This is a genomic window from Streptomyces sp. NPDC041796 (assembly GCF_055590785.1).
Map to the genome: position 1 here is coordinate 360541 of NZ_JBVJAH010000001.1, position 24541 is coordinate 385081.

At 71.0% G+C, this 24541-nt stretch carries 23 protein-coding genes and 1 pseudogene; 14 read left to right on the forward strand and 10 right to left on the reverse strand.

The features are described from left to right. Positions 1–21: 21 nt before the first annotated feature. Complete coding sequence (locus tag ACZ6C1_RS01665) at positions 22–1038, reverse strand: glycoside hydrolase family 6 protein (protein ID WP_469236683.1); 1017 nt, start codon at positions 1036–1038, stop codon at positions 22–24. A gap of 159 nt (positions 1039–1197) precedes the next feature. On the opposite strand from ACZ6C1_RS01665, the gene ACZ6C1_RS01670 reads away from it, so the two are divergent. The 5 genes from ACZ6C1_RS01670 (at position 1198) to ACZ6C1_RS01690 (ending at position 4812) form a co-directional block, all read left to right on the forward strand. Next, on the forward strand, positions 1198–1707 hold the full coding sequence (locus ACZ6C1_RS01670; protein ID WP_073754407.1) for a MarR family winged helix-turn-helix transcriptional regulator: 510 nt from the start codon (positions 1198–1200) through the stop codon (positions 1705–1707). 63 nt (positions 1708–1770) lie between these two features. Continuing rightward, positions 1771–2106 (forward strand): DUF3817 domain-containing protein, encoded by a 336-nt coding sequence (locus ACZ6C1_RS01675; RefSeq protein ID WP_469236684.1) that lies wholly within the window; start codon positions 1771–1773, stop codon positions 2104–2106. Positions 2107–2188: 82 nt separating this feature from the next. Next, the gene (locus ACZ6C1_RS01680; protein ID WP_469236686.1) at positions 2189–3889 is read left to right on the forward strand and encodes an acyl-CoA mutase large subunit family protein; all 1701 of its coding nucleotides are present in this window, start codon (positions 2189–2191) and stop codon (positions 3887–3889) included. Between the two features lie 10 nt (positions 3890–3899). Then, positions 3900–4271, forward strand: a complete 372-nt coding sequence (locus tag ACZ6C1_RS01685; RefSeq protein ID WP_469236687.1) for a hypothetical protein — start codon at positions 3900–3902, stop codon at positions 4269–4271. 49 nt (positions 4272–4320) lie between these two features. Beyond that, positions 4321–4812 (forward strand): GNAT family N-acetyltransferase, encoded by a 492-nt coding sequence (locus ACZ6C1_RS01690; RefSeq protein WP_469237150.1) that lies wholly within the window; start codon positions 4321–4323, stop codon positions 4810–4812. A 153-nt stretch (positions 4813–4965) separates the two neighbouring features. Here ACZ6C1_RS01690 and ACZ6C1_RS01695 read toward each other — a convergent pair whose 3' ends face one another. Further along, positions 4966–5592 carry a TetR/AcrR family transcriptional regulator gene (locus ACZ6C1_RS01695; RefSeq protein WP_469236688.1) on the reverse strand — a complete coding sequence of 209 codons (627 nt, stop codon included), beginning with the start codon at positions 5590–5592 and terminating at the stop codon, positions 4966–4968. Positions 5593–5886: 294 nt separating this feature from the next. On the opposite strand from ACZ6C1_RS01695, the gene ACZ6C1_RS01700 reads away from it, so the two are divergent. From ACZ6C1_RS01700 to ACZ6C1_RS01715, 4 genes are all read left to right on the forward strand, one after another. Beyond that, positions 5887–6855 (forward strand): tetratricopeptide repeat protein, encoded by a 969-nt coding sequence (locus ACZ6C1_RS01700; protein WP_469236690.1) that lies wholly within the window; start codon positions 5887–5889, stop codon positions 6853–6855. 588 nt (positions 6856–7443) lie between these two features. Continuing rightward, the gene (locus tag ACZ6C1_RS01705; RefSeq protein ID WP_469236691.1) at positions 7444–8097 is read left to right on the forward strand and encodes a DUF6230 family protein; all 654 of its coding nucleotides are present in this window, start codon (positions 7444–7446) and stop codon (positions 8095–8097) included. A 105-nt stretch (positions 8098–8202) separates the two neighbouring features. Continuing rightward, positions 8203–8733 (forward strand): DUF6114 domain-containing protein, encoded by a 531-nt coding sequence (locus ACZ6C1_RS01710; RefSeq protein WP_469236693.1) that lies wholly within the window; start codon positions 8203–8205, stop codon positions 8731–8733. After that, positions 8723–10033: a hypothetical protein gene (locus ACZ6C1_RS01715; RefSeq protein ID WP_469237152.1), complete on the forward strand. Its 1311-nt coding sequence runs from the start codon at positions 8723–8725 to the stop codon at positions 10031–10033. Before ACZ6C1_RS01710 ends, ACZ6C1_RS01715 begins: the two co-directional genes overlap by 11 nt. Before the next feature lie 89 nt (positions 10034–10122). Here ACZ6C1_RS01715 and ACZ6C1_RS01720 read toward each other — a convergent pair whose 3' ends face one another. The 4 genes from ACZ6C1_RS01720 to pta all read right to left on the reverse strand — a co-directional run bounded on the left by ACZ6C1_RS01720 (position 10123) and on the right by pta (position 15566). Beyond that, the gene (locus ACZ6C1_RS01720; RefSeq protein WP_469236695.1) at positions 10123–10617 is read right to left on the reverse strand and encodes a hypothetical protein; all 495 of its coding nucleotides are present in this window, start codon (positions 10615–10617) and stop codon (positions 10123–10125) included. Positions 10618–10725: 108 nt separating this feature from the next. Beyond that, positions 10726–12156, reverse strand: a complete 1431-nt coding sequence (gene pyk, locus ACZ6C1_RS01725) for a pyruvate kinase (protein WP_469236697.1) — start codon at positions 12154–12156, stop codon at positions 10726–10728. An 87-nt stretch (positions 12157–12243) separates the two neighbouring features. Beyond that, positions 12244–13491, reverse strand: coding sequence for an acetate kinase (locus tag ACZ6C1_RS01730; protein ID WP_469236699.1), 1248 nt, complete (start codon positions 13489–13491; stop codon positions 12244–12246). Next, on the reverse strand, positions 13488–15566 hold the full coding sequence (pta, locus tag ACZ6C1_RS01735; RefSeq protein ID WP_469236701.1) for a phosphate acetyltransferase: 2079 nt from the start codon (positions 15564–15566) through the stop codon (positions 13488–13490). Before pta ends, ACZ6C1_RS01730 begins: the two co-directional genes overlap by 4 nt. Before the next feature lie 252 nt (positions 15567–15818). Here pta and ACZ6C1_RS01740 point away from each other — a divergent pair, with 252 nt between their 5' ends. The 3 genes and pseudogenes from ACZ6C1_RS01740 (at position 15819) to ACZ6C1_RS01750 (ending at position 17961) form a co-directional block, all read left to right on the forward strand. Next, positions 15819–16844, forward strand: a complete 1026-nt coding sequence (locus ACZ6C1_RS01740; RefSeq protein ID WP_469236702.1) for an ATP-dependent 6-phosphofructokinase — start codon at positions 15819–15821, stop codon at positions 16842–16844. 171 nt (positions 16845–17015) lie between these two features. After that, positions 17016–17258: pseudogene (locus ACZ6C1_RS01745) on the forward strand (helix-turn-helix domain-containing protein); the annotation flags it as partial. Positions 17259–17622: 364 nt separating this feature from the next. After that, a complete protein-coding gene (locus ACZ6C1_RS01750; protein WP_469237181.1) occupies positions 17623–17961 on the forward strand; it encodes an RICIN domain-containing protein in 339 nt (112 codons plus the stop codon). Position 17962: 1 nt separating this feature from the next. Here ACZ6C1_RS01750 and ACZ6C1_RS01755 read toward each other — a convergent pair whose 3' ends face one another. From ACZ6C1_RS01755 to ACZ6C1_RS01765, 3 genes are all read right to left on the reverse strand, one after another. Then, positions 17963–18649 carry a helix-turn-helix domain-containing protein gene (locus ACZ6C1_RS01755; RefSeq protein WP_469236704.1) on the reverse strand — a complete coding sequence of 229 codons (687 nt, stop codon included), beginning with the start codon at positions 18647–18649 and terminating at the stop codon, positions 17963–17965. Between the two features lie 110 nt (positions 18650–18759). Continuing rightward, on the reverse strand, positions 18760–19464 hold the full coding sequence (locus ACZ6C1_RS01760) for a response regulator (RefSeq protein WP_469236706.1): 705 nt from the start codon (positions 19462–19464) through the stop codon (positions 18760–18762). Then, a complete protein-coding gene (locus ACZ6C1_RS01765) occupies positions 19461–21110 on the reverse strand; it encodes a sensor histidine kinase (protein ID WP_469236708.1) in 1650 nt (549 codons plus the stop codon). The genes ACZ6C1_RS01760 and ACZ6C1_RS01765 overlap by 4 nt, the downstream gene beginning before the upstream one ends. A 124-nt stretch (positions 21111–21234) precedes the next feature. On the opposite strand from ACZ6C1_RS01765, the gene ACZ6C1_RS01770 reads away from it, so the two are divergent. Both ACZ6C1_RS01770 and ACZ6C1_RS01775 read left to right on the forward strand, forming a co-directional pair. Then, the gene (locus tag ACZ6C1_RS01770) at positions 21235–22581 is read left to right on the forward strand and encodes a cation:dicarboxylate symporter family transporter (RefSeq protein ID WP_469236710.1); all 1347 of its coding nucleotides are present in this window, start codon (positions 21235–21237) and stop codon (positions 22579–22581) included. Positions 22582–22709: 128 nt separating this feature from the next. Further along, a complete protein-coding gene (locus tag ACZ6C1_RS01775) occupies positions 22710–23897 on the forward strand; it encodes a YncE family protein (protein WP_469236712.1) in 1188 nt (395 codons plus the stop codon). Positions 23898–23899: 2 nt separating this feature from the next. Here the strand turns inward: ACZ6C1_RS01775 and ACZ6C1_RS01780 are convergent, their stop codons facing one another. Then, the gene (locus ACZ6C1_RS01780; protein ID WP_469236714.1) at positions 23900–24499 is read right to left on the reverse strand and encodes a TetR/AcrR family transcriptional regulator; all 600 of its coding nucleotides are present in this window, start codon (positions 24497–24499) and stop codon (positions 23900–23902) included. Positions 24500–24541 lie beyond the last annotated feature (42 nt).

The window sequence follows — 24541 nt, forward strand, 5'->3', positions numbered from 1 at the left end:
CTGCGCCCCTGCGCCCGGTGGTCAGCCCTTCGCCCGGCGCGCGAGGCCCAGCGCGTACTCCGGCCACCACGCCCCGGCGGCCGGGCCGCCCCGGCACGTTCCGTCGGACTCGCCCGGGCGCTTGATCCACAGGTAGGCGTCCACCCGCGCGTCGCCGGTGTTCCCGGTCGGCGGCGTGCCGAGCGCCCGGCCCGGCGGGTTGCACCAGGCCTTCTCGCCGCCGCCCGGGAGGGGGCCGGCGCCGTTGCGGCTGGTGTCGACGATGAAGTGGGCGCCACCCAGCAGCGCGGACAGTTCGGTGCCGAAGGCGGTGACCGAGGCCGTGGTCTGGAAGTTCGACACGTTCAGCGAGAAACCGTCCGCCTTCGCGACCCCCGCGCGTCGCAGTGGCTCCACCAGCTTGCCCGGGTCCTTGATCCAGGCAGGGTTGCCCGCGTCCAGGTACACCTTGGTCCGCGGCTGCCGCTTGAGCCGGTCCACCGCCTCGGTCAGGAGCTGGTAGCGCTCCTCGTGGTGCTGGACGGGGGTGCAGCCGTCCACCACGTGCGGCACCGCGTCCGGCTCCAGGACGACGACGGCGGGGGCGTCGCCGATGGCGTCGGCGAAGGAGCCGATCCAGTCGCGGTACGCCTCCGGGCTCGCCGCGCCGCCCGCCGAGTACAGGCCGCAGTCGCGGTGGGGGATGTTGTACGCGACCAGGACGACCGTCTGCTTCTTGGCAGCCGCGTCGCGCACGGCCCGCCGGATGTCGGCCACGGGATTGTTCCAGACGGGCCACAGGGCGGTCGGCCGCTCGGAGATCCGCCGCAGCAGCGCGGCGTCCCCGGTGCGGCCCTCCGCCACGTAGGCCCGGACCTGGCGGGCGGCGGCGCTCTGCGGGTCGACCCAGAAGGGCGAGCCCTTGGCGGGCGCGCTCCGGCCGACGGGTTCCTGCGCGGGCGTCTCCCCGCCCGTGCCGTCGCGCGAGGCGCAGCCGGTGGTGAGCGCGGCGGCCAGGAGAAGGGTCGTGGCGACGCGGGCGGATCTGTGGCCGGACATCCAGCCCCCTCGTATGGCTGTGAGCTGCGGACGGACAGACCGGGCAATCGTGACATAACCGGTACAAGGTGCTGGGCTGCGACACCGGGCCGTCATGGTGGGAGACCGAACCGCGAGACGGGGCTGACCAGCATGTGACCAGTCGGTAAGGTCGTCGACGTGCCGAAGCCGCTCAGTCTCCCGTTCGACCCCATCGCCCGCGCCGACGAGCTCTGGCAGCGCCGCTGGGGGCCCGTCCCCTCCATGGCCGCCATCACCTCGATCATGCGCGCGCACCAGATCCTGCTCGCGGAGGTCGACGCGGTGGTCAAGCCCTACGGGCTGACCTTCGCCCGGTACGAGGCGCTGGTGCTGCTCACCTTCTCCAAGGAGGGCGAGCTGCCGATGTCCAAGATCGGTGAGCGGCTGATGGTCCACCCGACGTCCGTGACGAACACGGTCGACCGGCTGGTGAGGTCCGGCCTGGTGGCCAAGCGCCCCAACCCCAACGACGGGCGCGGCACCCTCGCCTCCATCACCGACAAGGGCCGCGAGGTCGTCGAGGCGGCGACGGCGGACCTGATGGCGATGGATTTCGGTCTCGGTGTGTACGACGCCGAGGAGTGCGCCGAGATCTTCGCCATGCTGCGGCCGCTGCGGATCGCCGCACACGACTTCGAGGAGAAGTGACCCGCCTCCCGGAGGGGTGACCCGCGCGAAGATCGCCCGGAACGTCACGTTACGCTCGGCGCCATGAAGAGGAGCGTGCTGACCCGCTACCGGGTCATGGCCTATGTGACCGCCGTCATGCTGCTCGTGCTCTGCACGTGCATGGTGTTCAAGTACGGGTTCGACACGGGCGAGGACGTGACCTTCATGGTCTCCCAAGCCCACGGCGTCCTCTACATCATCTACCTGATCTTCGCCTTCGACCTGGGCTCCAAGGCCCGGTGGAAGTTCGGCAAGCTCCTGTGGATCCTGCTGTCCGGCACGATCCCCTTCGCCGCGTTCTTCGTGGAGCGCCAGGTCACCCGGGACGTCGAGCCGCTGCTCACCGGTACGGCCGCGCCCGCGCCCGCCAAGGCGTAACACCCCCGCGAGCCGCCGTACGGCACGCCTACGGCGGCTCGCCCATCGACATTTACTAGGACGTCCTAGTAAATTCGAAGGTATGGACGCTGACGCCATCGAGGAAGGCCGCCGACGCTGGCAGGCCCGTTACGACGCCGCCCGCAAGCGCGACGCCGACTTCACCACGCTCTCCGGGGACCCCGTGGAGCCGGTCTACGGGCCCCGGCCCGGTGACACCTACGACGGCTTCGAGCGGATCGGCTGGCCCGGTGAGTACCCCTTCACCCGCGGCCTCCACCCGACCGGCTACCGCGGCCGCACCTGGACGATCCGCCAGTTCGCCGGCTTCGGCAACGCCGAGCAGACCAACGAGCGCTACAAGATGATCCTCGGCAACGGCGGTGGCGGACTGTCCGTCGCCTTCGACATGCCGACGCTCATGGGCCGCGACTCCGACGACCCGCGCTCGCTCGGCGAGGTCGGCCACTGCGGCGTCGCCATCGACTCCGCCGCCGACATGGAGGTCCTCTTCAAGGACATCCCCCTCGGCGACGTCACCACCTCGATGACGATCAGCGGTCCCGCCGTCCCCGTCTTCTGCATGTACCTCGTCGCCGCCGAACGGCAGGGCGTCGACCCGGGCGTCCTCAACGGCACCCTCCAGACCGACATCTTCAAGGAGTACATCGCCCAGAAGGAGTGGCTCTTCCAGCCCGAGCCGCACCTCCGCCTCATCGGCGACCTCATGGAGCACTGCGCCCGCAACATCCCGGCGTACAAGCCCCTGTCCGTCTCCGGCTACCACATCCGCGAGGCCGGCGCGACGGCCGCGCAGGAGCTGGCGTACACGCTCGCCGACGGCTTCGGGTACGTCGAGCTCGGGCTCAGCCGCGGCCTGGACGTGGACGTCTTCGCGCCCGGCCTGTCCTTCTTCTTCGACGCGCACCTCGACTTCTTCGAGGAGATCGCCAAGTTCCGCGCCGCCCGCCGTATCTGGGCACGCTGGATGAAGGAGGTCTACGGCGCGAAGACGGACAAGGCGCAGTGGCTGCGGTTCCACACCCAGACCGCAGGCGTCTCGCTCACCGCCCAGCAGCCGTACAACAACGTGGTGCGGACGGCCGTGGAGGCCCTCGCCGCCGTCCTCGGCGGGACGAACTCGCTGCACACCAACGCCCTCGACGAGACCCTCGCCCTGCCCAGCGAGCAGGCCGCCGAGATCGCCCTGCGTACCCAGCAGGTGCTGATGGAGGAGACCGGCGTCGCCAACGTCGCCGACCCGCTGGGCGGTTCCTGGTACGTCGAGCAGCTCACCGACCGCATCGAGGCCGACGCCGAGAAGATCTTCGACCGGATCAAGGAGCGCGGCCTGCGCGCCCACTCCGACGGACAGCACCCCATCGGGCCGATCACCTCCGGCATCCTGCGCGGCATCGAGGACGGCTGGTTCACCGGCGAGATCGCCGAGTCCGCCTTCCGCTACCAGCAGGCCCTGGAGAAGGGCGACAAGCGGGTCGTCGGCGTCAACTGCCACCACGGCTCGGTCACCGGCGACCTCGAGATCCTCCGGGTCAGCCACGAGGTCGAGCGCGAGCAGGTGAAGGTGCTCGGGGCCCGGAAGGCGGCCCGCGACGAGACGCGGGTGCGCACCTCCCTCGACGCGATGCTCGCCGCCGCCCGGGACGGCTCCAACATGATCGAACCGATGCTGGACGCCGTACGGGCGGAGGCCACGCTCGGCGAGATCTGCGACGCCCTGCGGGACGAGTGGGGAACCTACACGGAGCCGCCGGGCTTCTAGACTGCGCCGCATGACAGCCCTCCCCGTACCGGTCCCCGGCGTCGCCGTCCGCTACTGGTACGTGGGGGCCTGCGGGCCGTTCGCGCTGTTCGACGCCGACTTCGAGCCGCCGGGACGGGACGGGGAGAGCGAGTTCCTCAACCTGGTCCCGGCCCGGCTGCTGCCGCCCGAGTACGCGGACGCCCTCTGGGAGGGCATCAAGGAGGGGCTCGGCGACACGTCCGCCGCCGTCCTGCTCACCCACGGGCGGTACCACGAGGTGGACTCCTCGGAGTGGGGCTTCCGCCAGGCCGGGGCGATGGCCGGCCGCGCCGCCCTCGTACGGGCCGGGCTGCTGCCGCCCGAGGAAGGGCCGCCCGCCAGGTTCGTACGCGTCGCGTGAAACCCGGCTGCGGCCACGGCAGGGGGCGGGGCATGCTGGATCGATGCAGATCACCATCAGGGAAGCCACGGCCGACGACTGGCCCGCCATCTGGCCGTTCTTCCACAGGATCGTCGCCGCCGGTGACACCTTCACCTTCCCGCTCGACCTCGGGCAGGAGGACGGCCGCGGCTGGTGGCTGCTGGACGCCCCGAACCGCACGGTCGTCGCCGTCGACGACGAGACCGGTACGGTCCTCGGCACCGCCAAGATGAACCGGAACCAGGCCGGGAACGGCGCGCACATCGCCAGCGCCAGCTACATGACCGACCCCGCGCACGGCGGCCGTGGCGTAGGACGGGCACTCGTCGAGTACAGCCTGGACTGGGCGCGGGAGCGCGGCTTCCTGGGCATGCAGTTCAACGCGGTCGTGGAGACCAACGTCCACGCGGTACGGCTCTACGAGCGGCTCGGATTCCGGATCGTCGGCACGGTCCCGGAGGCGTTCCACCACCCCACGGAAGGGTATGTGGGGCTGCACGTCATGCACCGCCCCCTCTGAAGAAGAGCTCGAACAGGGCGCCGCCGCCGGGGTGTTCCCGCGGTCGGCTCGGCGCCGTGCGGGCGGGCGAGGCCGTGGGCCGGCCGGTGGCCGGAGCCGCCCCTGGACGCCGGGCCGAATCGTGGACCACTCGCGTCTGTTCGCCGACCGCCGTCAGGTCTGAGCCGCGGCTCCCAGGCCCCCCAGCAGCAGGGCGGTGAAGCGCCGGACCCACTCCGCGTCGACGGGTTCGGCGCTCACCAGGGCCCGGTGGACCACCGCGCCGGCGATCACGTCGAAGATCAGGTCGTCGGTCCCGCCGGGGGACGCCGGGCTCGCGGGCAGTTCACCGCGGGCCTGGGCGCGCTGCCGCCCCGCCATGACGAGTCGCTTCTGCCGCTCCACTATCGAGGTGCGGATCCGCTCGCGCAGCGGCTCGTCGCGGGTGGACTCGGCGATGACGGCCATCAGCGCCGTCTTGGTCTCGGGCCGCTCCAGCAGGGCCGCGAACTGGACGACCACACCCTCGATGTCGGCCATCAGGCTGCCGCGGTCGGGCAGTTCCAGCTCGTCGAAGAGGACGGCGACGGCGTCGACGACGAGTTCGTTCTTACCGGCCCAGCGCCGGTAGAGGGTCGTCTTGGCGACCCCGGCGCGGCCGGCCACGTCGCCCATCGTCAGCTTGGACCAGCCCAGCTCGACCAGGGCGGCCCTGGTCGCCTCCAATATCGCCGCGTCGGCCTGTGCCGAGCGGGGGCGACCGCCGGTGCGACTCGGTGAACGGCTGGAACTTCTGCACATGACGCTCGACCATACCGGCGAGTAGGCCGGTTGTTACCGGCCCGTACATGTGAGGCAGTTCACCGCGGGGTCCGGGCCCCGGGCGCCCCGGATCGGGGTTACGCTACGACGCGTAGCGAAAGGCTTTGAGCGGCCAGGAGCGACAACCACAGGCGCCAGGGTGGGGACCCGGCGCCGAAAACATCTGCTGAATCGCTTACGTCCGTACGCCCCGCACACCGGCGGGGGGCGCGCGGGCGCCGCGGTTCGGCCATGGCTTACCGGTTACGCGCGCGGAAGGGGGAGGATGTACCCATGCAGCCTAGGAACATGTCCATGAGCGGCGTCGTCGACCTCGCCGCGGTGAAGGCGGCCGGAGAGGCCAAGGCGAAGGCGGAGCAGGCACGCGCCCAGGCCGCCCGGCAGGGCGGCGGCGGAGCCGTTCCCCCGTCGGCCCTGGTGATCGATGTCGACGAGGCGGGGTTCGAGCGCGACATCATCCAGCGCTCCACCGAGGTCCCGGTCGTCATCGACTTCTGGGCCGAGTGGTGCGAGCCGTGCAAGCAGCTCGGCCCGCTGCTGGAGCGGCTGGCCGCCGAGTACAACGGCCGGTTCGTGCTCGCCAAGATCGACGTCGACGCCAACCAGATGCTGATGCAGCAGTTCGGGATCCAGGGGATCCCGGCCGTTTTCGCGGTGGTCGCCGGACAGGCGCTGCCGCTGTTCCAGGGGGCGGCGCCCGAGGCGCAGATCCGCCAGACCCTGGACGAGCTCATCCGTGTCGGCGAGGAGCGGTTCGGCCTCACCGGCATCACGGTCGACCCGGACGCGGCCGGTTCGCCCGCGGCACCGGCGCAGCCGGCCGGCCCGTACGACGCGCTGCTGGAGGCGGCGGTCCGGGCGCTGGACGCCAATGACTTCAGCGGCGCGATCCAGGCGTACAAGAACGTCCTGGTCGACGACCCGGGCAACACCGAGGCCAAGCTGGGCCTCGCCCAGGCGGAACTGCTCTCCCGGGTGCAGGGCATGGACCCCCAGCTGGTCCGCAAGAACGCGGCGGACGACCCGGCCGACGTCCAGGCCCAGCTCGCCGCCGCCGACCTGGACCTGGTGGGCGGCCACGTGGAGGACGCTTTCAGCCGTCTCGTCGACACGGTGCGCCGTACGGCGGGCGACGACCGCGACACGGCACGGGTCCGGCTGCTGGAGCTCTTCGAGGTGATCGGCCCGGACGACCCGCGTGTCACCAGGGCCCGTTCGGCGCTGGCGCGGGTGCTGTTCTGACGCGCTGACCCCTCGTCGGGGCGCCGACGATTTGGCGACACAGTGACAAAGAGCGGCCGCGCTTTACCAAAACTTGGTAAACGCGGCCGCTGTTACTTGCAGTAAATCAACACCCACTTTATGTCCGGCTTTTGCCGATGAAATCACCTTCTGTCGAACCGGTGGGTAGCACCCTGTGTACCCGGGCGACATCACGCCGTCGTGGCGTGGTTATCCACCCGTTACTAGCCAGTAACGACACCCCTTGTGTCGAAGCCGTGAATGGACCACGATCGGCCACGCTCGGTCCAATCCCGTACCAGCCCGGCAACCAGCCGCGCACACGGGAGCGGGTCCCCACCGAGCGGGCCGGCGACCTTGCCGCCGGCCCCGGACAGGGGGGTTCCTGCCCATCCCGGCAGGGCCTGTCCAAGCAGGGTTGCGCGAAGGCGTGGCCAGTGGTTGTCGCTCGGGGGTGATCGCCGGTGATTCGGACGCGGCTAGCGCCTGATCTACGGGCGCTCTCCTTCCCGAGGACGTAGCACTTCTCCCATCCCAGGACGGGCCCTCGGCCCCTCCGGAGATGTACGTCCGAGAAGGAGGAAATCTATGAAGTCCCAGATTCGCGGCGGGACCAGATGGAAGCGGTTCGCCGTCGTCATGGTGCCGAGCGTGGCCGCGACGGCCGCGATAGGCGTCGGCCTGGCCCAGGGAGCGCTGGCGGCGTCGTTCAGCATCTCCGGCCAGGAGTTCAAGGTCGAGGCCTCGGAGCTCACCGGCACCAAGTTCGTCCAGTACGGCAGCTACTCCGAGGGCAAGACCCTCAAGGGTGAGAAGTTCGCCGCGCCGGTGGCGGTGTCGGGCTTCAAGACGGCCACGATCAGCAACATGTGCCAGTCCGTCGTGACGCCGCACGTGCCGCTGATCGGCACCGTCAGCCTGGAGCTGACCGCCGGTACCGGTAAGGACAAGGTCGAGGCGACGGACATCTACCTGGATGTCTCCGACCTCAAGGCCAACGCCTACTTCGAGAAGATCGACATCGGTGTTGCCGCCGGTTCCCTGCCGAAGAAGGACGGCGACCCCGGCATCCAGCCGGGCACCGAGGCCAGGGCCAACCCGTTCGGCTTCGCCCAGCGTGCCGACACGGTCAAGCTGACGGACGTGAAGCAGAAGGCCTGGGCGACCACGGCCGGAACGTTCAAGCTGCCGGACCTGAGCCTCAAGCTCCACCGGGGCACCAAGGAGTGCTTCCAGGACTAGCACGTGCCGGGCGGGCGGGAGCGCGTACGGCGAGCCTGCCCGTCCGGGCCTTCTCTCCCTTCTTCTCTTTTTTCCTGCACCACCGCTTCCAGGGAGCTGTTTTCCATGAGCGCCGAGTCCACTGGTTCCCGCGGATTCACCTACTGGCGGCTGCGCTTCCGGGCGTGGCGGGGCAACCGGCCTTTCTGGGGCGGGCTGTTCACCATGATCGGCGGTCTGCCGATCGCCTATCTGCCGTACGCCGACCTCCGACTCGGCAACATGACGATCGCCATGGCCACCACAGCGGGTGCCGGTTCGCTGATCATCGGTGTCCTGCTCATCACACTCGGTCTGACGATGTGGTTCCACGCCGTCGTGCGGGTGTTCGCGGGTATCGCCGCCATTGTCCTTGCGCTCGTCTCCTTGCCCGTCGCGAACATCGGCGGTTTCCTCATCGGCTTCCTGTTCGCCCTGATCGGCGGTGCTCTGTCCGCCTCGTGGGCGCCCGGCACACCGGCGGAGGAACCGGCCGAGGAGGCGGGGCTGCCCGAGGGCGACACCGAGCGAGCCGATGAGTTGTCGGCCGTGGCCCCGCACAGCAACGCGACCGACAGCACGATCGACGCCGATGGCGGGAGGAACAGTGCGGGGTGACGACATACAGCCGGCGATGAGAAAGGGGCCGCGGCACGCGGCCCCCAGGAAGTCGCTGCTGTCCAAGCTGCAGGCGCCGGCGGGCAAGGCGATGGCCCTCGCCGCCATGCCCACCGCGGTATTCGTCGGCCTCGGCCTGACCCCCAAGATCGCCATCGCCGACGAGAAGGACATCCCCTTCGCGCCCGGTCCGTGTGTGACGCGGTCCGACGAGCCGTCGGAGTCGGAGAAGCCCGCGGAGTCCGAGTCCCCGAAGCCGGAGCCGTCGCAGAGCGCGACCGAGTCTCCCGGGGCCGAGCCTCCCGGTACGGACGAGGAGAAGGAGCCGACACCCGGCACCAGCCCGTCCGCGAGCGAGCCGGAGAAGGAGACCACCGAGCCGAAGGCCGACGCCACGAAGCCCCCGGCCACCACGAGCCCGACTCCTTCCGCCACACCCACGCCCACCCCGACGCCCACGCCGACGGAGACCAGGAACCCCCTGGACCCGCTGGGCATCGGTGACGCGATCAAGGACGTTTTCGACGGCCCGGACGAGGAGGAGCCGGCGGCCACCCCGTCGGCCGACGCGCCCACGACGGCGGCACCCTCCACACAGCCGCCGACGGCCGAGCCCTCCGCCGAGCCGTCGACCGAGGCGTCGACGAAGCCCGCGGAGAGGCCGGCCGAGCAGGACGACGAGGTCGTCGACAAGACCAGGGAAGCGATCAAGGACGCCGCGGACAAGGCCGGCGCCGAGGCCGAGGAGCTTCCGGAGGACGTCAAGGGACTCGACCCCAAGAAGGACGAGGACATCCCGGACGGCGCCAAGCCCCGCTTCCCGTGCCCGACCCCGGACCCCGAGGCCCTCGCCGCCGCCGAACTGGAGCCCGGCATCCCGCTGCTCCCCGACGAGCCGTGGAAGCTGGAAAGCACGGAGCTCACCCTGCGCGGGCTGGACTACCACGGCATCGTGGAGGTCAAGACGTACGGCGGCAAGGTGAAGAAGGTCCTCAAGTTCACCGCGAGCGAGGTCGACATCAAGGACCTCCACCAGCTCACGGCTCACTCCGACGGGCACACCGGGCATGTGACGTCCCAACAGGGCGAGAAGTCCACCATCCGGGGCGGCACGGTGACGATGTACACCGAGTCGCTGAAGGGCAAGCTCTTCGGCATCATCCCGATCGAGTTCAGCCCCGAGTCGCCGCCGCCGCTGAACGTTCCCTACGCGGTCTTCACGGACGTGAAGGTGACGCAGGCGGGCCAGTTCGGTGGCAACCTGACGGTGCCGGGCCTTCGCAACTTCGTCGAGGGCTGACCGGGCGGAGTCTGCGGCGGTTGCACGACATCCATGGCCTCCCCACCACACGGTGGGGAGGCCATGGTGCCGTTCCGCGGCGCCCGCCGTCAGGCCAGTGCCCGCGCCGCGGTCCGCCTGATCCGCTGGGTACGACCCGAGGCGACGAGCACGCGCAGGACCGCCTCGTCGGCCACGCCGGTGACGAGGCGTAGCTGGAGCCAGTCGCTCCAGCCGTCGATGAGCTCCGGAACGCGGTCCGGGGCGATCACCCCGGACCGAAGGTCCTCCAGAATCGCCAGCTCCCGTGCCCGGCGCTCGCTGAACGTGCGGACCGAGGGAGCGAGGGCATCGACCCAATGGCTCCGCTCGGTGCGGGGTACTCGTTCCAGGACCTCGCCCACGACGCCCGACGCGAGCGCTCCGTCCTGTTCCGCGGTGACGGCGGCCAGCAGGGCGGGCCGGGCCGCGTCCGATCCGAGCGCGGCTCGGTACAGCTCCCAGCGGGCATGGCCGTCGTGGGCGTCGGTGGGGGACCTGCCGAGGTGCTCCTCCAACTGCCGCAGGGCGTCCAGCAGATCAGGGGGCGGGGCGGCGTCCGCCATTGGCCTGGTGCCTTTCCTGCCTGTGCCGAGGCCGGGCGATCCACCGCCGGTACGGCTGTGGGCCGCGCCCTCCGCGTACGGATGGTGCGGCCCACGTGCGGGGACGGGTCAGCTGCGGGCTTCGCCGCCCAGGTGGTGGACGCGGACCATGTTGGTCGTGCCGGGAACGCCCGGAGGGGAGCCGGCGGTGATGATCATGGTGTCACCGGCGTTGTAGCGCTGGAGCTTCAGGAGCTCGGCGTCGACGAGGTCGACCATCGCGTCGGTGTTGTCGACGTGGGGGACCACGAAGGACTCGACGCCCCAGCTCAGGGCGAGCTGGTTGCGGGTGGAGACCTCCGTGGTGAAGGCGAGGATCGGCTGCTGCGCGCGGTAGCGGGAGAGGCGGCGGGCCGTGTCGCCGGACTTGGTGAAGGCGATCAGGGCCTTGCCGTCCAGGAAGTCCGCGATCTCGGCGGCCGCGCGGGCGACCGAGCCGCCCTGGGTGCGGGGCTTCTTGCCGGGGACCAGGGGCTGGAGGCCCTTGGAGAGGAGCTCCTCCTCCGCCGCGGTGACGATCTTCGACATCGTCTTGACGGTCTCGATCGGGTAGGCGCCGACCGAGGACTCGGCGGACAGCATCACCGCGTCCGCGCCGTCCAGGATCGCGTTGGCGACGTCGGACGCCTCGGCGCGGGTCGGACGGGAGTTGGTGATCATCGACTCCATCATCTGGGTCGCCACGATCACCGGCTTGGCGTTGCGGCGGCACAGTTCGATGAGGCGCTTCTGCACCATCGGCACCCGCTCCAGCGGGTACTCGACGGCCAGGTCGCCACGGGCCACCATCACACCGTCGAACGCCATCACGACGTCCTGCATGTTCTCGACGGCTTGCGGCTTCTCCACCTTGGCGATGACCGGCACGCGGCGGCCGACCTCGTCCATCACCTTGTGGACGTCCTTGACGTCGTTGGCGTCCCGCACGAAGGACAGGGCGACCAGGTCGCAGCCCATCCGCAGCGCGAAGCGCAGGTCCTCGACGTCCTTCTCGGACAGGGCCGGGACGTTCACGGCGGCACCCGGCAGGTTGATGCCCTTGTGGTCGGAGATGACCCCGCCCTCGACGACGATCGTCTTGACGCGCTGGCCGTCGACCTCGATGACGCGCAGCTCGACGTTGCCGTCGTTGATCAGGATCTGGTCGCCCTTGGAGACGTCGCCGGGCAGGCCCTTGTAGGTGGTGCCGCAGATGGACTTGTCGCCGGGGACGTCCTCGGTGGTGATGGTGAACTCGTCCCCGCGGACCAGTTCGACCGGTCCCTCGGCGAACGTTTCCAGACGGATCTTGGGGCCCTGGAGGTCGGCGAGGACGCCCACCGCGCGGCCGGTGTCCTCGGTGGCCTGGCGGAGACGGTGGTACCGCTCCTCGTGCTCAGCGTGGGATCCGTGGCTCATGTTGAAGCGGGCCACGTTCATACCGGCCTCGATGAGAGCCTTCAGCTGCTCATACGAGTCGACGGCGGGGCCCAGTGTGCAGACGATTTTGGAACGGCGCATAAGGCGGATCCTATCGGTTTGTTTCACTGCGGAATATTCCGTCTGGTGGAATGTACAAATGGGCGGACCGGCGCTCAATCGTGGGGCTCAATGAGCCGGTGAAGTGACCAGTGAGTAGGTTTGCTGCGCGATTTCCAGCTCCTCGTCCGTCGGCACCACGGCCACCGCCACGCGCGCGTACTCGGGCGAGATCAGCCGCGGCTCCGCCGAGCGCACCTCGTTGAGGCCCGCGTCCACCGCCAGGCCCAGCTCCTCCAGGCCCGCGACGGCAGCTTCCCGCACCGGAGCCGCGTTCTCACCGACACCCGCCGTGAACGCCACCGCGTCCACCCGGCCGAGTACGGCGTAATAGGCGCCGATGTACTTCTTCAGCCGGTGGATGTAAATGTCGAACGCGAGCCGCGCCCGCTCGTCGCCCTCATCGATCCGCCGACGGATCTCCCGCATGTCATTGTCGCCGCAAAGCCCCACCAATCCGCTCTTCTTGTTCAACAGGACATCGATCTCGTCGGTCGACATTCCGGCCACCCGCTTCAGGTGGAAAACGACCGCCGGATCCACGTCGCCGGAGCGGGTACCCATCACCAGCCCCTCCAAGGGGGTCAGGCCCATCGAGGTGTCCACGCACCGGCCGCCCGACACCGCCGACGCCGAGGCGCCGTTGCCCAGGTGCAGCACGATCACGTTGACCTCGGCCGGGTCCTTGCCCAGCAGCCCCGCCACCCGGCGGGAGACGTACGCGTGCGAGGTGCCGTGGAAGCCGTAACGGCGGATGCGGTGCGCGTCGGCGGTCTCGACGTCGATCGCGTACCGCGCCGCGTACTCCGGCATCGTCGTGTGGAACGCCGTGTCGAACACCGCCACCTGGGGAAGGTCGGGGCGCAGCGACTGGGCGGTGCGGATCCCTGTGATGTTCGCCGGGTTGTGCAGGGGCGCGACCGGGACGAGGCGCTCGATCTCGGCGAGGACCTCGTCCGTGATGACCGTCGGCGCCGAGAACTTCAGGCCGCCGTGCACCACGCGGTGCCCGATCGCCGCCAGCTCCGGGGAGTCCAGGCCCAGCCCGTCCGCCGACAGTTCCTCGGCGACCGCCTTCAGCGCCGCCTCGTGGTCGGCGATCGGGGCCGTACGCTCGCGGTGCTCACCGTCGGTGAGCGGCGTGTGCACCAGGCGGGAGGTCTCCTCGCCGATGCGTTCCACCAGGCCCACCGCCAGGCGCGCGCCGTCGCGCATGTCGAGGAGCTGGTACTTCACCGACGACGAGCCGGAGTTGAGGACGAGGATGCGGGTGGCGTCGGTCACGGGTGCGGTGCTTTCTGTCGTACGGGCGGTCATGCGGACGCGGTGGGCTGGGACTGGATCGCGGTGATCGCGACCGTGTTCACGATGTCGCTGACGAGCGCGCCGCGCGACAGGTCGTTGACCGGCTTGCGCAGGCCCTGGAGCACCGGGCCCACGGCCACGGCGCCCGCCGAGCGCTGAACGGCCTTGTAGGTGTTGTTGCCGGTGTTCAGGTCCGGGAAGATCAGCACCGTCGCCTGACCCGCCACCTCCGATCCCGGCAGCTTCGTCGCCGCGACGGACGGCTCGACGGCCGCGTCGTACTGGATCGGGCCCTCGATCTTCAGCTCCGGGTGCGCCTCGCGCACCAGCTTCGTCGCCTCGCGCACCTTGTCGACGTCCGCGCCGGAGCCCGACGTGCCCGTCGAGTACGACAGCATCGCGATCCGGGGCTCCACACCGAACCGGGCGGCCGTGGCGGCCGACTGGACGGCGATGTCCGCGAGCTGCTCGGCGTTCGGGTCCGGGTTGACCGCGCAGTCGCCGTACACCAGCACCCTGTCGGCCAGGCACATGAAGAAGACCGACGAGACGATCGACGCGTCCGGCTTGGTCTTGATGATCTCGAAGGCCGGGCGGATCGTCGCCGCCGTCGAGTGCACCGAGCCCGACACCATGCCGTCGGCCAGGCCCTCCTGCACCATCAGCGTGCCGAAGTAGTTGACGTCGGACACCACGTCGTACGCCAGCTCCACGCTGACGCCCTTGTGGGCGCGCAGCTCGGCGTACCGCTCGGCGAAGCGCTGGCGCAGCTCGCTGGCCGACGGGTCGATCAACTGTGTGTCCTTCAGGTCGATCCCGAGGTCGGCGGCCTTCTTGCGGATCACCTCGACGTCGCCCAGCAGCGTCAGTTCGCACACGTCGCGGCGTACGAGGACGTCGGCGGCGCGCAGCACCCGCTCCTCCGCGCCCTCCGGCAGCACCACCCGCCGCCGGTCCGCCCGCGCCTGCTCCAGCAGGTCGTGCTCGAACATCATCGGCGTCACCCGGCCGGTGCGCGCCACCGAGATCCGCTTCAGCAGGTCCCCGGTGTCCACGTGCCGCTCGAACAGCCCGAGCGCCGTCTCGGCCTTGCGGGGCGTCGCCGCGTTCAGCTTGCCCTCCAGGGAGAACAACTCGGCGGCCGTCGGGAAGCTGTTGCCGCTCACGGAGATCACCGGGGTGCCGGGCGCGAGCCGCCCGGCGAGGGTGAGGATCTCCCGGCTCGGCCGCTCGTTCAGCGTGAGCAGCACGCCCGCGATCGGCGGCGTGCCGGCCGAGTGCGCGGCCAGCGCGCCCACCACCAGGTCGGCGCGGTCGCCGGGGGTGACGACCAGGCAGCCGGGGGTGAGGGCGTTGAGGAAGTTCGGCAGCATGGCGCCGCCGAAGACGAAGTCCAGGGCGTCGCGCGCCAGCCCCGAGTCGTCGCCCAGCACCACCTCGGCGCCCAGCGCCTGGCGGATCTGCGCGACCGTGGGCGCGGACAGCGCGGGTTCGTCGGGCAGGACGTAACAGGGGACGGGCAGCCGGGCGGCGAGGCGCTCGGCGATGGCGTCACGGTCCTCGGGTGCCACCCGGTTGGCGACCATGGCGAGGATGTCGCAGCCGAGGCTCTCGTACGCCCGGAACGCGTTGCGCGTCTCGGCGCGCACGGCGTCGGCCTCCTGGCCCTTGCCGCCGACCACGGGTATCACCGAGGCGCCGAACTCATTGGCGAGCCGGGCATTGAGCGCGAGTTCCTCGGGGAGCTGCGTGGCGTGGAAGTCGGTGCCGAGCACCAGGACGACCTCGTAGTCCCGCGCCACCCGGTGGAAGCGACCGACGAGCTGGGCGACCAGCTCGTCGGTGCCCTTCTCGGCCTGGAGGGCGGACGCCTCCTGGTAGTCCATGCCGTAGACGGTGGCCGGGTCCTGCGACAGCCGGTAGCGAACCCGCAGCAGGTCGAAGAGGCGGTCGGGACCGTCGTGCACGAGTGGCCGGAACACCCCCACCCGGTCCACCTGGCGGGTCAGGAGCTCCATGACTCCCAGCTCCACGACCTGCCGGCCGTCCCCGCGGTCGATCCCGGTCACGTACACGCTGCGCGCCACGCAAGCTCTCCTGTCACATGTCTGGCGTTCGAAAGAACGTGTGAACAAAAAACCCCATGAGGGTGGCAATACCCTCTTGACAATACCTCTCCGGCTGGGTAGGGCGCCCGCCGGGCGTCTGGCCTGCGAAGACGGGGGAACCCGGGTCGGAAGCGCCTGCGGCACGGGTCGTGTGAGCACGAGCGGAAGGCCTGCCGTGGGACAATTCGGGAAGGCTCACCCGTACCACTACTGAGCAGGAGACACAGCACGATGCGCATCGGAGTTCTCACCGCAGGCGGCGACTGCCCCGGCCTGAACGCAGTGATCCGGTCGGTCGTGCACCGTGCCATGACCGGCCACGGCGATGAGGTAATCGGCTTCGAGGACGGGTTCAAAGGTCTGCTCGACGGCCACTACCGGCCCCTCGATCTCAACGCGGTCAGCGGCATCCTGGCCCGCGGCGGCACGATTCTCGGCTCCGCGCGCCTGGAGCGCGCACGACTGCAGGAAGCCGCCGAGAACTGCGAGGAGTTGCGGAAGAGGTACGGGATCGACGTCCTCATCCCCATCGGCGGCGAGGGCACGCTGACCGCCGCCCGGATGCTGTCGGACGCCGGGATGCCCGTGGTCGGCGTACCGAAGACCATCGACAACGACATCTCCTCGACCGACCGCACCTTCGGCTTCGACACGGCCGTGATGGTGGCGACGGAGGCCATAGACCGTCTGAAGACCACCGCCGAGTCCCACCAGCGGGTGATGGTCGTGGAGGTGATGGGCCGGCACGCCGGCTGGATCGCCCTGGAGTCCGGCATGGCGGGCGGCGCGCACGGCATCTGCCTGCCCGAACGGCCCTTCGAGGTCGACGACCTGGTGAAGATGGTCGAGGAACGCTTCGCGCGCGGCAAGAAGTTCGCGGTCATCTGTGTCGCGGAGGGCGCGCATCCGGCGGAGGGCTCGATGGAGTACGCCAAGGGCGCCATCGACCAGTTCGGCCACGAGCGCTTCCAGGGCATCGGCAACCGGCTCGCCGCCGAACTGGAGAAGCGCCTCGGCAAGGAGGCCCGGCCGGTCATCCTGGGCCACGTGCAGCGGGGCGGCGTGCCCACCGCGTACGACCGTGTCCTCGCGACCCGCTTCGGCTGGCACGCGGTGGAGGCGGCGCACCGCAAGGAGTTCGGCAACATGACGGCGCTGCGCGGGGCGGACGTGGTGATGGTGCCGCTCGCGGAGGCGGTCACGCGGCTCAAGACGGTGCCGGACAACCGGATGTACGAGGCGGAGTCCGTCTACTGACCCGCTTCCCCCGTCGCTCCGTGCCGAGCGGCCTTGATCGCACCCCCGTCGGCGATCAAGGCCGTTCGGCGTTCCACTCTTGAGCGGGGCCGCGGATTCGACCAGGCTTGGGCCTGTCCGGGACATGGCCCCACTCCGTCCCGGTGACTGGGGCGGACGCAGGGAGGGCGCATGGCCGACGGGGAGGTGGCTCCCGACCCCCGTGAGGTGCGCGACCCGGCCGGGTTCATCGCACAGCTCCGGGCCCTCAAGGACTGGTCCGGCCTGACCTACCGCGAACTCTCGGACCGGGCGGAGGCGGTCGGAGACGTCCTGCCCCGCTCCACGGTCGCGAACATGCTCACCCGCACCACGCTGCCGCCCGAGGAGCTCCTCCAGGCGTTCGTCCGCGCGTGCGGCGCCCGCCCCGAGGCGCTGGAGCACTGGCTGGAGGTGCGGGAGGAGCTCGCGCACCGGGAGCGTCATGGCGACGCCGTGGGCCCGTCCGAGGACGCCCGCCCGGCCCTGGGGGCGGACGGTACGGCCGACGGCGTGCGCCCGCCACCCGGGGCGTCGCGGTGGCGGGCGGTGGTGCCGGTGGTGGCCGGTGCGGCGCTGGTGATCGCCGCCGTCACGGTCGTGGCGTTCGTACGGGGCGAGGACGGCGGTCATCGCTCACCGGGAGCGCCCGAGGCGGGGCCCGTCGACATACGTGCCGTCCACTCGGGCCTGTGCCTGGGCGAGCGGCCGGGTCGGCGGAGCGGCCAGGTGTACCAGGTGCCGTTGCGGCGGGGCGGTCGTGCCGCGTTACTCCCTCGTGCCGCTGGACGGCGGGCTGTGGCGGCTCCGCTCGGACCACCCCGACCACGGGCCGGGCTGCTCCGGCATCCCCGTCGAGGCCGTCGAGCAGGACGGGGCGCCCCTGGTGGACCAGGAGTGCGGCAAGCGGGGGGCGCGCGAGATGTTCCGTATCGAGCGCTTCCGCGGTTCCACCGAGGGCCACCGCGTCCGGTCCGCGCACTCGGGCCTGTGCCTGGAGGTGCGCGACGGTTCGGCCGCGCCCTGGACGGACGTCGTCCAGCGGGCGTGCGACGGCGACAGCGGTGAGGGGCAGCTGTTCCGCTTCGACCGCCGGTGACCTACAGCCGGGCCAGCTCCCAGAAGTGCTCCACGATCCGCGCCAGGTACTCCCGGCCCGCCTCGCCGCCGCTGTCGCCGGTCACGTCGGAGCCCCAGCTGTTCGTCGCCACCATCCGCGACTGGTAGTCGGCGTACAGCTGCTGGAGCACGTCCTCCAGGTGGCGGCGGTCCATCGGCAACAGCTTGGCCGCCGGTTTCACGTACGCCTGCCAGCGTGTCGTCGCCGCGCTGCGCAGCAGGTCCGCCAGCTCCTCGTCGCGGCCCGTGGCCGTGATCAGGTCGCGCGGCCCGAGGGACAGCGCCTCCGCGAGAGCGGCGGTCTGCCGCTCGTTGCCGCGCCAGCGGCCGGACTCCTCCATGCGGAGGTACGCCTTGATGTCGAGGCCGACGCGGCGGGCGAGGTCCTCGGGCGCGATGGCGCGCGCCATACGGTGCTCGCGCAGCGTCGTGGCGGCGGCGAGCAGTTCGCCGGGCGAACACCACAGGACGCCGGCCAGGGCGGTGAGCTCACGTGCGTCGGGCGCCGCGACACCGCGTTCCCAGGCGATGACCGTTTCGGGCGGGACGCCGAGGCCGTACTGGGCGCGCAGCCCGTAGGCGACGTGGGCGGGAGCCATACCCAGCGCCTCACGCAGTCGGCGCGCGGCGAGGGCGTTGAACGGTGGAGACGAGGGAGAGGGGTGCACGCCGCACACCGTAGAAGCGGAGGGTCACTTTTGGCTACGGTGGGTTCACCCAAGGCCAAATGTCGTAGGAACGTCCAGATGCGCCCACTAGTTCCCTACCTGTCGGTAATTTACCCTGCCCCGGCCGTGGACCTCACCCAGCGGTACTGCAGCTCCGGGCGGCCGACCTGGCCGTACTGCGGGCTGCGCTCCGCCCGTCCCGAGGTGACCAGGTGCTCCAGGTAGCGGCGGGCGGTGATCCTCGAGATACCGACGGCCGCCCCCGCCTCCGCGGCCGTGAGCCCGGTGTCCGACGCGCGGAGGGTGCGGGTGACGGCGGCCAGCGTCGGCGCGCTGAGGCCCTTGGGGAGGGCGGCCGGCTGCGGGGTGCGCAGCGTGGCGAGCGCCCTGTCCACCTCCTCCTGCCCGGACGCCTCCCCGGCGGCCGCCCGGAACTCGGCGTACCGGGTGAGGCGATCGCGCAGGGTCGCGAAGGTGAACGGCTTCAGTACGTACTGGACGACGCCGAGCGAAACGCCCTCGCGGACGACCGCCAGGTCGCGGGCGGAGGTGACGGCGATGACGTCGGCCTGGTGACCGGCGGCGCGCAGCGACCGCAGCAGGTGCAGACCGTGCCCGTCCGGCAGGTACAGGTCGAGGAGGATCAGGTCGACCGCCGACCGCTCCAGCAGCCGCACGGCGGCGGCCCGCGAGTGGGCCACCCCCACCACGGTGAAGCCCGCCACCCGTCCCGCGTACAGGGCGTGCGCGTCCGCCGCGACGGGGTCGTCCTCGACGACCAGGACCCGGATGCCCGGCGCGGGTGCCGTGGTCATGACGCCACCCCCGCACTGCCGGCCCCGCTCGCCGGGACCGGCGTGCCCGCCTCCCCGGCCCGGCCCAGGGGCAGCCGGACCGTGAACGCCGCGCCCGCGTCCGGGCCGTGGCCGAGCTCGACGGTGCCCCCGGCGCGGTGGGCGGCCTGGCGGACCAGGGCGAGCCCCAGGCCCCGGCCCGGGCCGCGGGTGGACCAGCCGCGCTCGAAGACCGCGTCGTGGTCGTCGGGGCCGATGCCCGGACCGGAGTCGGCGACCCGCAGCAGCAGCTCGCCGGTGCCCTCGCCCGCCCGCGCGGTCACCGTGACGCGTGAGACGTGGGTGCCCTGAGCGGCCTCCAGGGCGTTGTCGATCAGGTTGCCCAGGATCGTCACCAGGTCGCGCGCCGGGAGCGTAGGCGGCAGGACACCGTCGTCGATCCGGCTGTCCTCCGTCAGCACCAGCTCCACTCCCCGCTCGTTCGCCTGGGCCGCCTTGCCCAGCAGCAGGGCCGCCAGCACCGGCTCGGCGACCGCGTCGACCACCCGGTCCGTCAGAGCCTGCGCCAGCTCCAGCTCCGCCGTCGCGAACTCGACCGCCTCCTCGACACGCCCCAGCTCGATCAGCGACACCACCGTGTGCAACCGGTTCGCCGCCTCGTGTGCCTGCGACCGCAGCGCCTGGGTGAACCCGCGCTCCGAGTCCAGCTCACCCGACAGCGCCTGCAGCTCCGTGTGGTCCCGCAACGTCACCATCGTCCCGCGCCGCTCCCCGCCCACCACCGGCCGGGTGGACACCACCAGCACCCGGTCCGCCGTCAGATGCAGCTCGTCCACCCGGGGCTCGGCGGCGAGCAAGGTGCCGGTGAGCGACACCGGAAGGCCGAGCTCCGCCACCGGCGTACCCACCACCTCCCGGTCCAGCCCCAGCAGTTCCCGCGCCCCGTCGTTGATCAGGGCGATCCGCCGCTCCCCGTCCAGCATCAGCAGGCCCTCGCGCACCGCGTGCAACGCGGCCTCGTGGTAGTCGTGCATCCGGCTCAGCTCCGCGGCGTTCATCCCGTGCGTGTGCCGCCGCAGCCGCGCGTTGATCACGTACGTACCGGCGCCGCCGAGCGCCAGTGCCGCGCCCGCCATCCCGAGCAGCGCGGTGACCTGCCCGCGCAGTTGCTCACTGATCCGGTCGACGGTGATGCCGGCACTCACCAGGGCGACCACGCTGCCCCGGTCGTACACCGGGGCGACCGTCCGCACCGACCGCCCGAGCGTGCCCCGGTAGGTCTCCGAGAACGTCCGGCCCCGCCGCGCCTCCTCGATGTGCCCCAGGTACTTCTGCCCGATCCGCTCCGGCTCCGGGTGCGTCCAGCGCGTTCCGTCCGGCGCCATGATCGTCACGAAGGTCACCCCCGGTTCGCCGACCAGGGAGACGGCGTACGGCTGGAGGGCGGCGGTCGGGTCGGACGAGCGGGCCGCCGCGACGACGGCGGGGGAGCGGGCGACCGCCGTCGCGGTCGCGGTCGTCTGCCGGCGCGCGGTCTCCTCGGCCTGGCCGCGGTCGTCGAGGTACGCGAAGAGCGCGCACCCCGCCACGACCGCCGCCACCAGCACGACCTGCATCGCGAAGAGCTGGCCGGCGAGGCTGCGGGGGCGGGTGTGCGTGATGCGCATGGGCCAAGTCTGCCTGTCCGAAAATGTGTGAACGAAAGGTACGCAACGGTGACCGCCGTCACAAGGTGAGAGATGGTCTCGGGGATCCACAGGGACAGTGGAGCGACTCACCGAGGAGGACCCCGTGGCCGCACGACGGGACCGTACCCACTATCTGTATCTGGCCGTCATCGCCGCGGTCGTGCTCGGCATCGCCGTGGGCTTCGCCGCCCCGGGGGTGGCCGTCGAGCTCAAGCCGCTGGGCACCGGCTTCGTCAACCTGATCAAGATGATGATCTCGCCGATCATCTTCTGCACGATCGTGCTGGGCGTCGGTTCGGTCCGCAAGGCCGCGAAGGTGGGCGCGGTCGGCGGGCTGGCCCTGGGCTACTTCATGGTCATGTCGACCGTCGCCCTCGCCATCGGCCTGCTGGTCGGCAACCTGCTGGAGCCGGGCGCGAGCCTGTGGCTGACCGACGAGGTCGCCGCGGCGGGGGAGAAGCAGGCCTCCGGCGCGAGCGAGGGCACGGTCGACTTCCTCCTCGGGATCATCCCCAAGACCCTGGTCTCCGCCTTCACCGAGGGCGAGGTCCTCCAGACGCTGCTGGTGGCGCTCCTCGCGGGCTTCGCGCTCCAGGCGATGGGCAGGTCCGGCGAGCCGGTGCTGCGCGGCATCGGGCACATTCAGCGCCTGGTCTTCCGGATCCTCGCGATGATCATGTGGGCCGCCCCGGTGGGCGCGTTCGGCGCCATCGCCGCCGTGGTCGGCGAGACCGGCCTGGACGCGCTGAAGTCCCTCGCGGTCATCATGATCGGCTTCTACATCACCTGCGCCCTGTTCGTCTTCGTCGTCCTCGGGGCCCTGCTGCGGCTGGTGGCGGGGGTGAACATCCTGACGCTGCTGAAGTACCTGGGCCGGGAGTTCCTGCTGATCCTGTCCACCTCCTCCTCCGAGTCCGCGCTGCCGCGCCTGATCGCGAAGATGGAGCACCTGGGCGTGAGCAAGCCCGTCGTGGGCATCACCGTCCCGACCGGCTACTCCTTCAACCTGGACGGCACCGCCATCTACCTCACGATGGCCTCGCTGTTCGTCGCCGAGGCGATGGGCAACCCGCTCTCACTGGCCGAGCAGATCTCGCTCCTCGTCTTCATGATCATCGCTTCCAAGGGGGCGGCGGGGGTCACCGGGGCGGGCCTCGCCACGCTGGCCGGCGGCCTCCAGTCGCACCGCCCCGAACTGGTCGACGGTGTGGGCCTGATCGTCGGCATCGACCGCTTCATGAGCGAGGCCCGCGCGCTGACCAACTTCGCGGGCAACGCGGTCGCCACCGTCCTGGTCGGCACCTGGACCAAGGAGATCGACAAGGCGCGGGTCGCCGAAGTCCTCGCCGGGCGGGTGCCGTTCGACGAGCAGACGCTGGTCGACGACCACGCCCCGGCTGCCGACGACGCGGACGACCTTCCCGAGCCTCGCGAGCCCGTCAAGGTCTGACGTACGCCACGGGGAACCGCGCGGGAGGCCGCCTCCCGCGCGGTTTTACGTTTCCTGGCCTTACCGCCGGTAACGGGAGCGTGTCATCGTAGGGGCCCGCGTTCTGGCATGTGCATGAAGGGGCCCCCATGTCGCGTCTTCCCGCACTGCTCGCCCTCACCCTCACCCTGGCCCTCGGCTCGGTCACCGCCTCAGCCGCCGAGGAGTCCCCGACCGCCCTGCGCGATGTCGTCGTCGTGGGCAACAGTGCCGACGGCACGGTCAGTTTCCTCGATTCCCGTACGTACGAGAACCTCGGCTCCCTCGACGTCGTCCCCGACCTCGACGCGATCCTCGCCGGCATGGACCCGGTCCGCCGCGCCGCCTACGAGGTCGTCAGACAGCAGGCGGGCGGCGACAAGTTCGTCGACGACGCCCACCTCTCGCCCGACGGCCGCACCCTCTACGTCTCGCGTGGCAACCTGGGTGACGCCGCCGCCTACGACATCGCCTCCGGCCGCCAACTCTGGCGCACCCACCTCGACGGCCTGAAGGCCGATCACGCCACCCTCTCCCCGGACGGCCGCACCTTCGTCGTCTCCGCGATCACGGCGGCCAAGGCCCAGGCGCTGGACACCGCGACCGGCCGTATCACCGGGGAGTTCGCGACCGGCACGTACCCGCACGAGAACATGTACGCGGCGGACGGCAGCCGTATCTACAACATGTCGATCGGCATCACCTCCTTCCCCAAGGCCCTCAACGCCCTCAAGGGCACCAAGCAGGTCACCGTCGCCGACGCCAGGACCCTGAAGGTGCTGCGGAAGTACACCTTCGACAGGGGGGTCCGCCCGGCCGTGATCACGCCGGACGAGAAGACGATGTACGCCCAGCTCTCCTACCTCAACGGGTTCATCGAGTACGACCTCGTCGCCGGGCGCACGGTACGGACGGTCGAGATGCCCTTCAGCGCCGCGGGCGCGGCCCTCAAGCCCGACGACTACCCGCAGAACTCCGCCCACCACGGCATGGCCATGAACGGCGCGGGCGACAAGCTCTGCGTGGCGGGCACCATCGACGACTACACGGCCGTCGTCTCCCGTCCCGGCCTGACCACCGACGGCTTCGTCCACTACGAGCCGGGCGCCCTGCCCTACTGGTCCCTGACCGCCCCCGGCGGCCACCACTGCTTCGTGACCCTCTCGAACCGCGACGAGGTGTCCGTCGTCGACTACCGCACCGCTGAGGAGGTCGCCCGGGTGAAGGTCGGCGACTACCCCCAGCGTGAGCGCGCCGGGAAGGTCGCCGAGGCCGCGCTGTCCGGGCTGGACCGCTGAACCTACGCCTCCAGCGACTCCACCAGGTCCTCCGCCCGTCCGGCCGGCACCCCGGCGGAGATCAGCATCGTCACCGCGGCGGACCGCCCGGCCCGGTCCGCCGCGAGCGCACCCGCGTTCACGGCCTCCATCAGCCCGAACAGCACCTGCTCGTGTACGTACGCGAGGGCGGCGGCGGGCAGCGGAGAGGTGAACACGCCGTCGTCCAGGCCCCGTTGGAGCACCGCCGCGCACGCCTCGCGCACCGGGGTGAGCCGCTCCCGGATGCCCTCCATCGTGACGCTGCGCTGGGCGAGGGCCACCAGCAGACGGTAGCGGTCGGCGATCTCCCACACCGCTAGTGCGGCCCGGGCCAGCGCCTCGGCCGGGTCGTCCACGCCCTCGCGGCCGCTCGCGTGCGCCCGTGCCACTGATTCGACCGCGCTGTCCACGAGCGCGGCGATCAGAGCCTCGCGGCTGGGGAAGTGCCCGTAGACGGTTCTGCGTACGACGCCGGCGGCGCGGGCGATCTGGTCCATGGAGGCGTCAGGGTCGCGCAGCAGCTCGGTGAGGGCCACCTGCTCGATGCGGCGCCGGTTGGCATCGGCTCTTCCAGAAGTCACCCCCTCATTTTGCACAGGCCTGTGCAGTGGCGTAACTTGCAC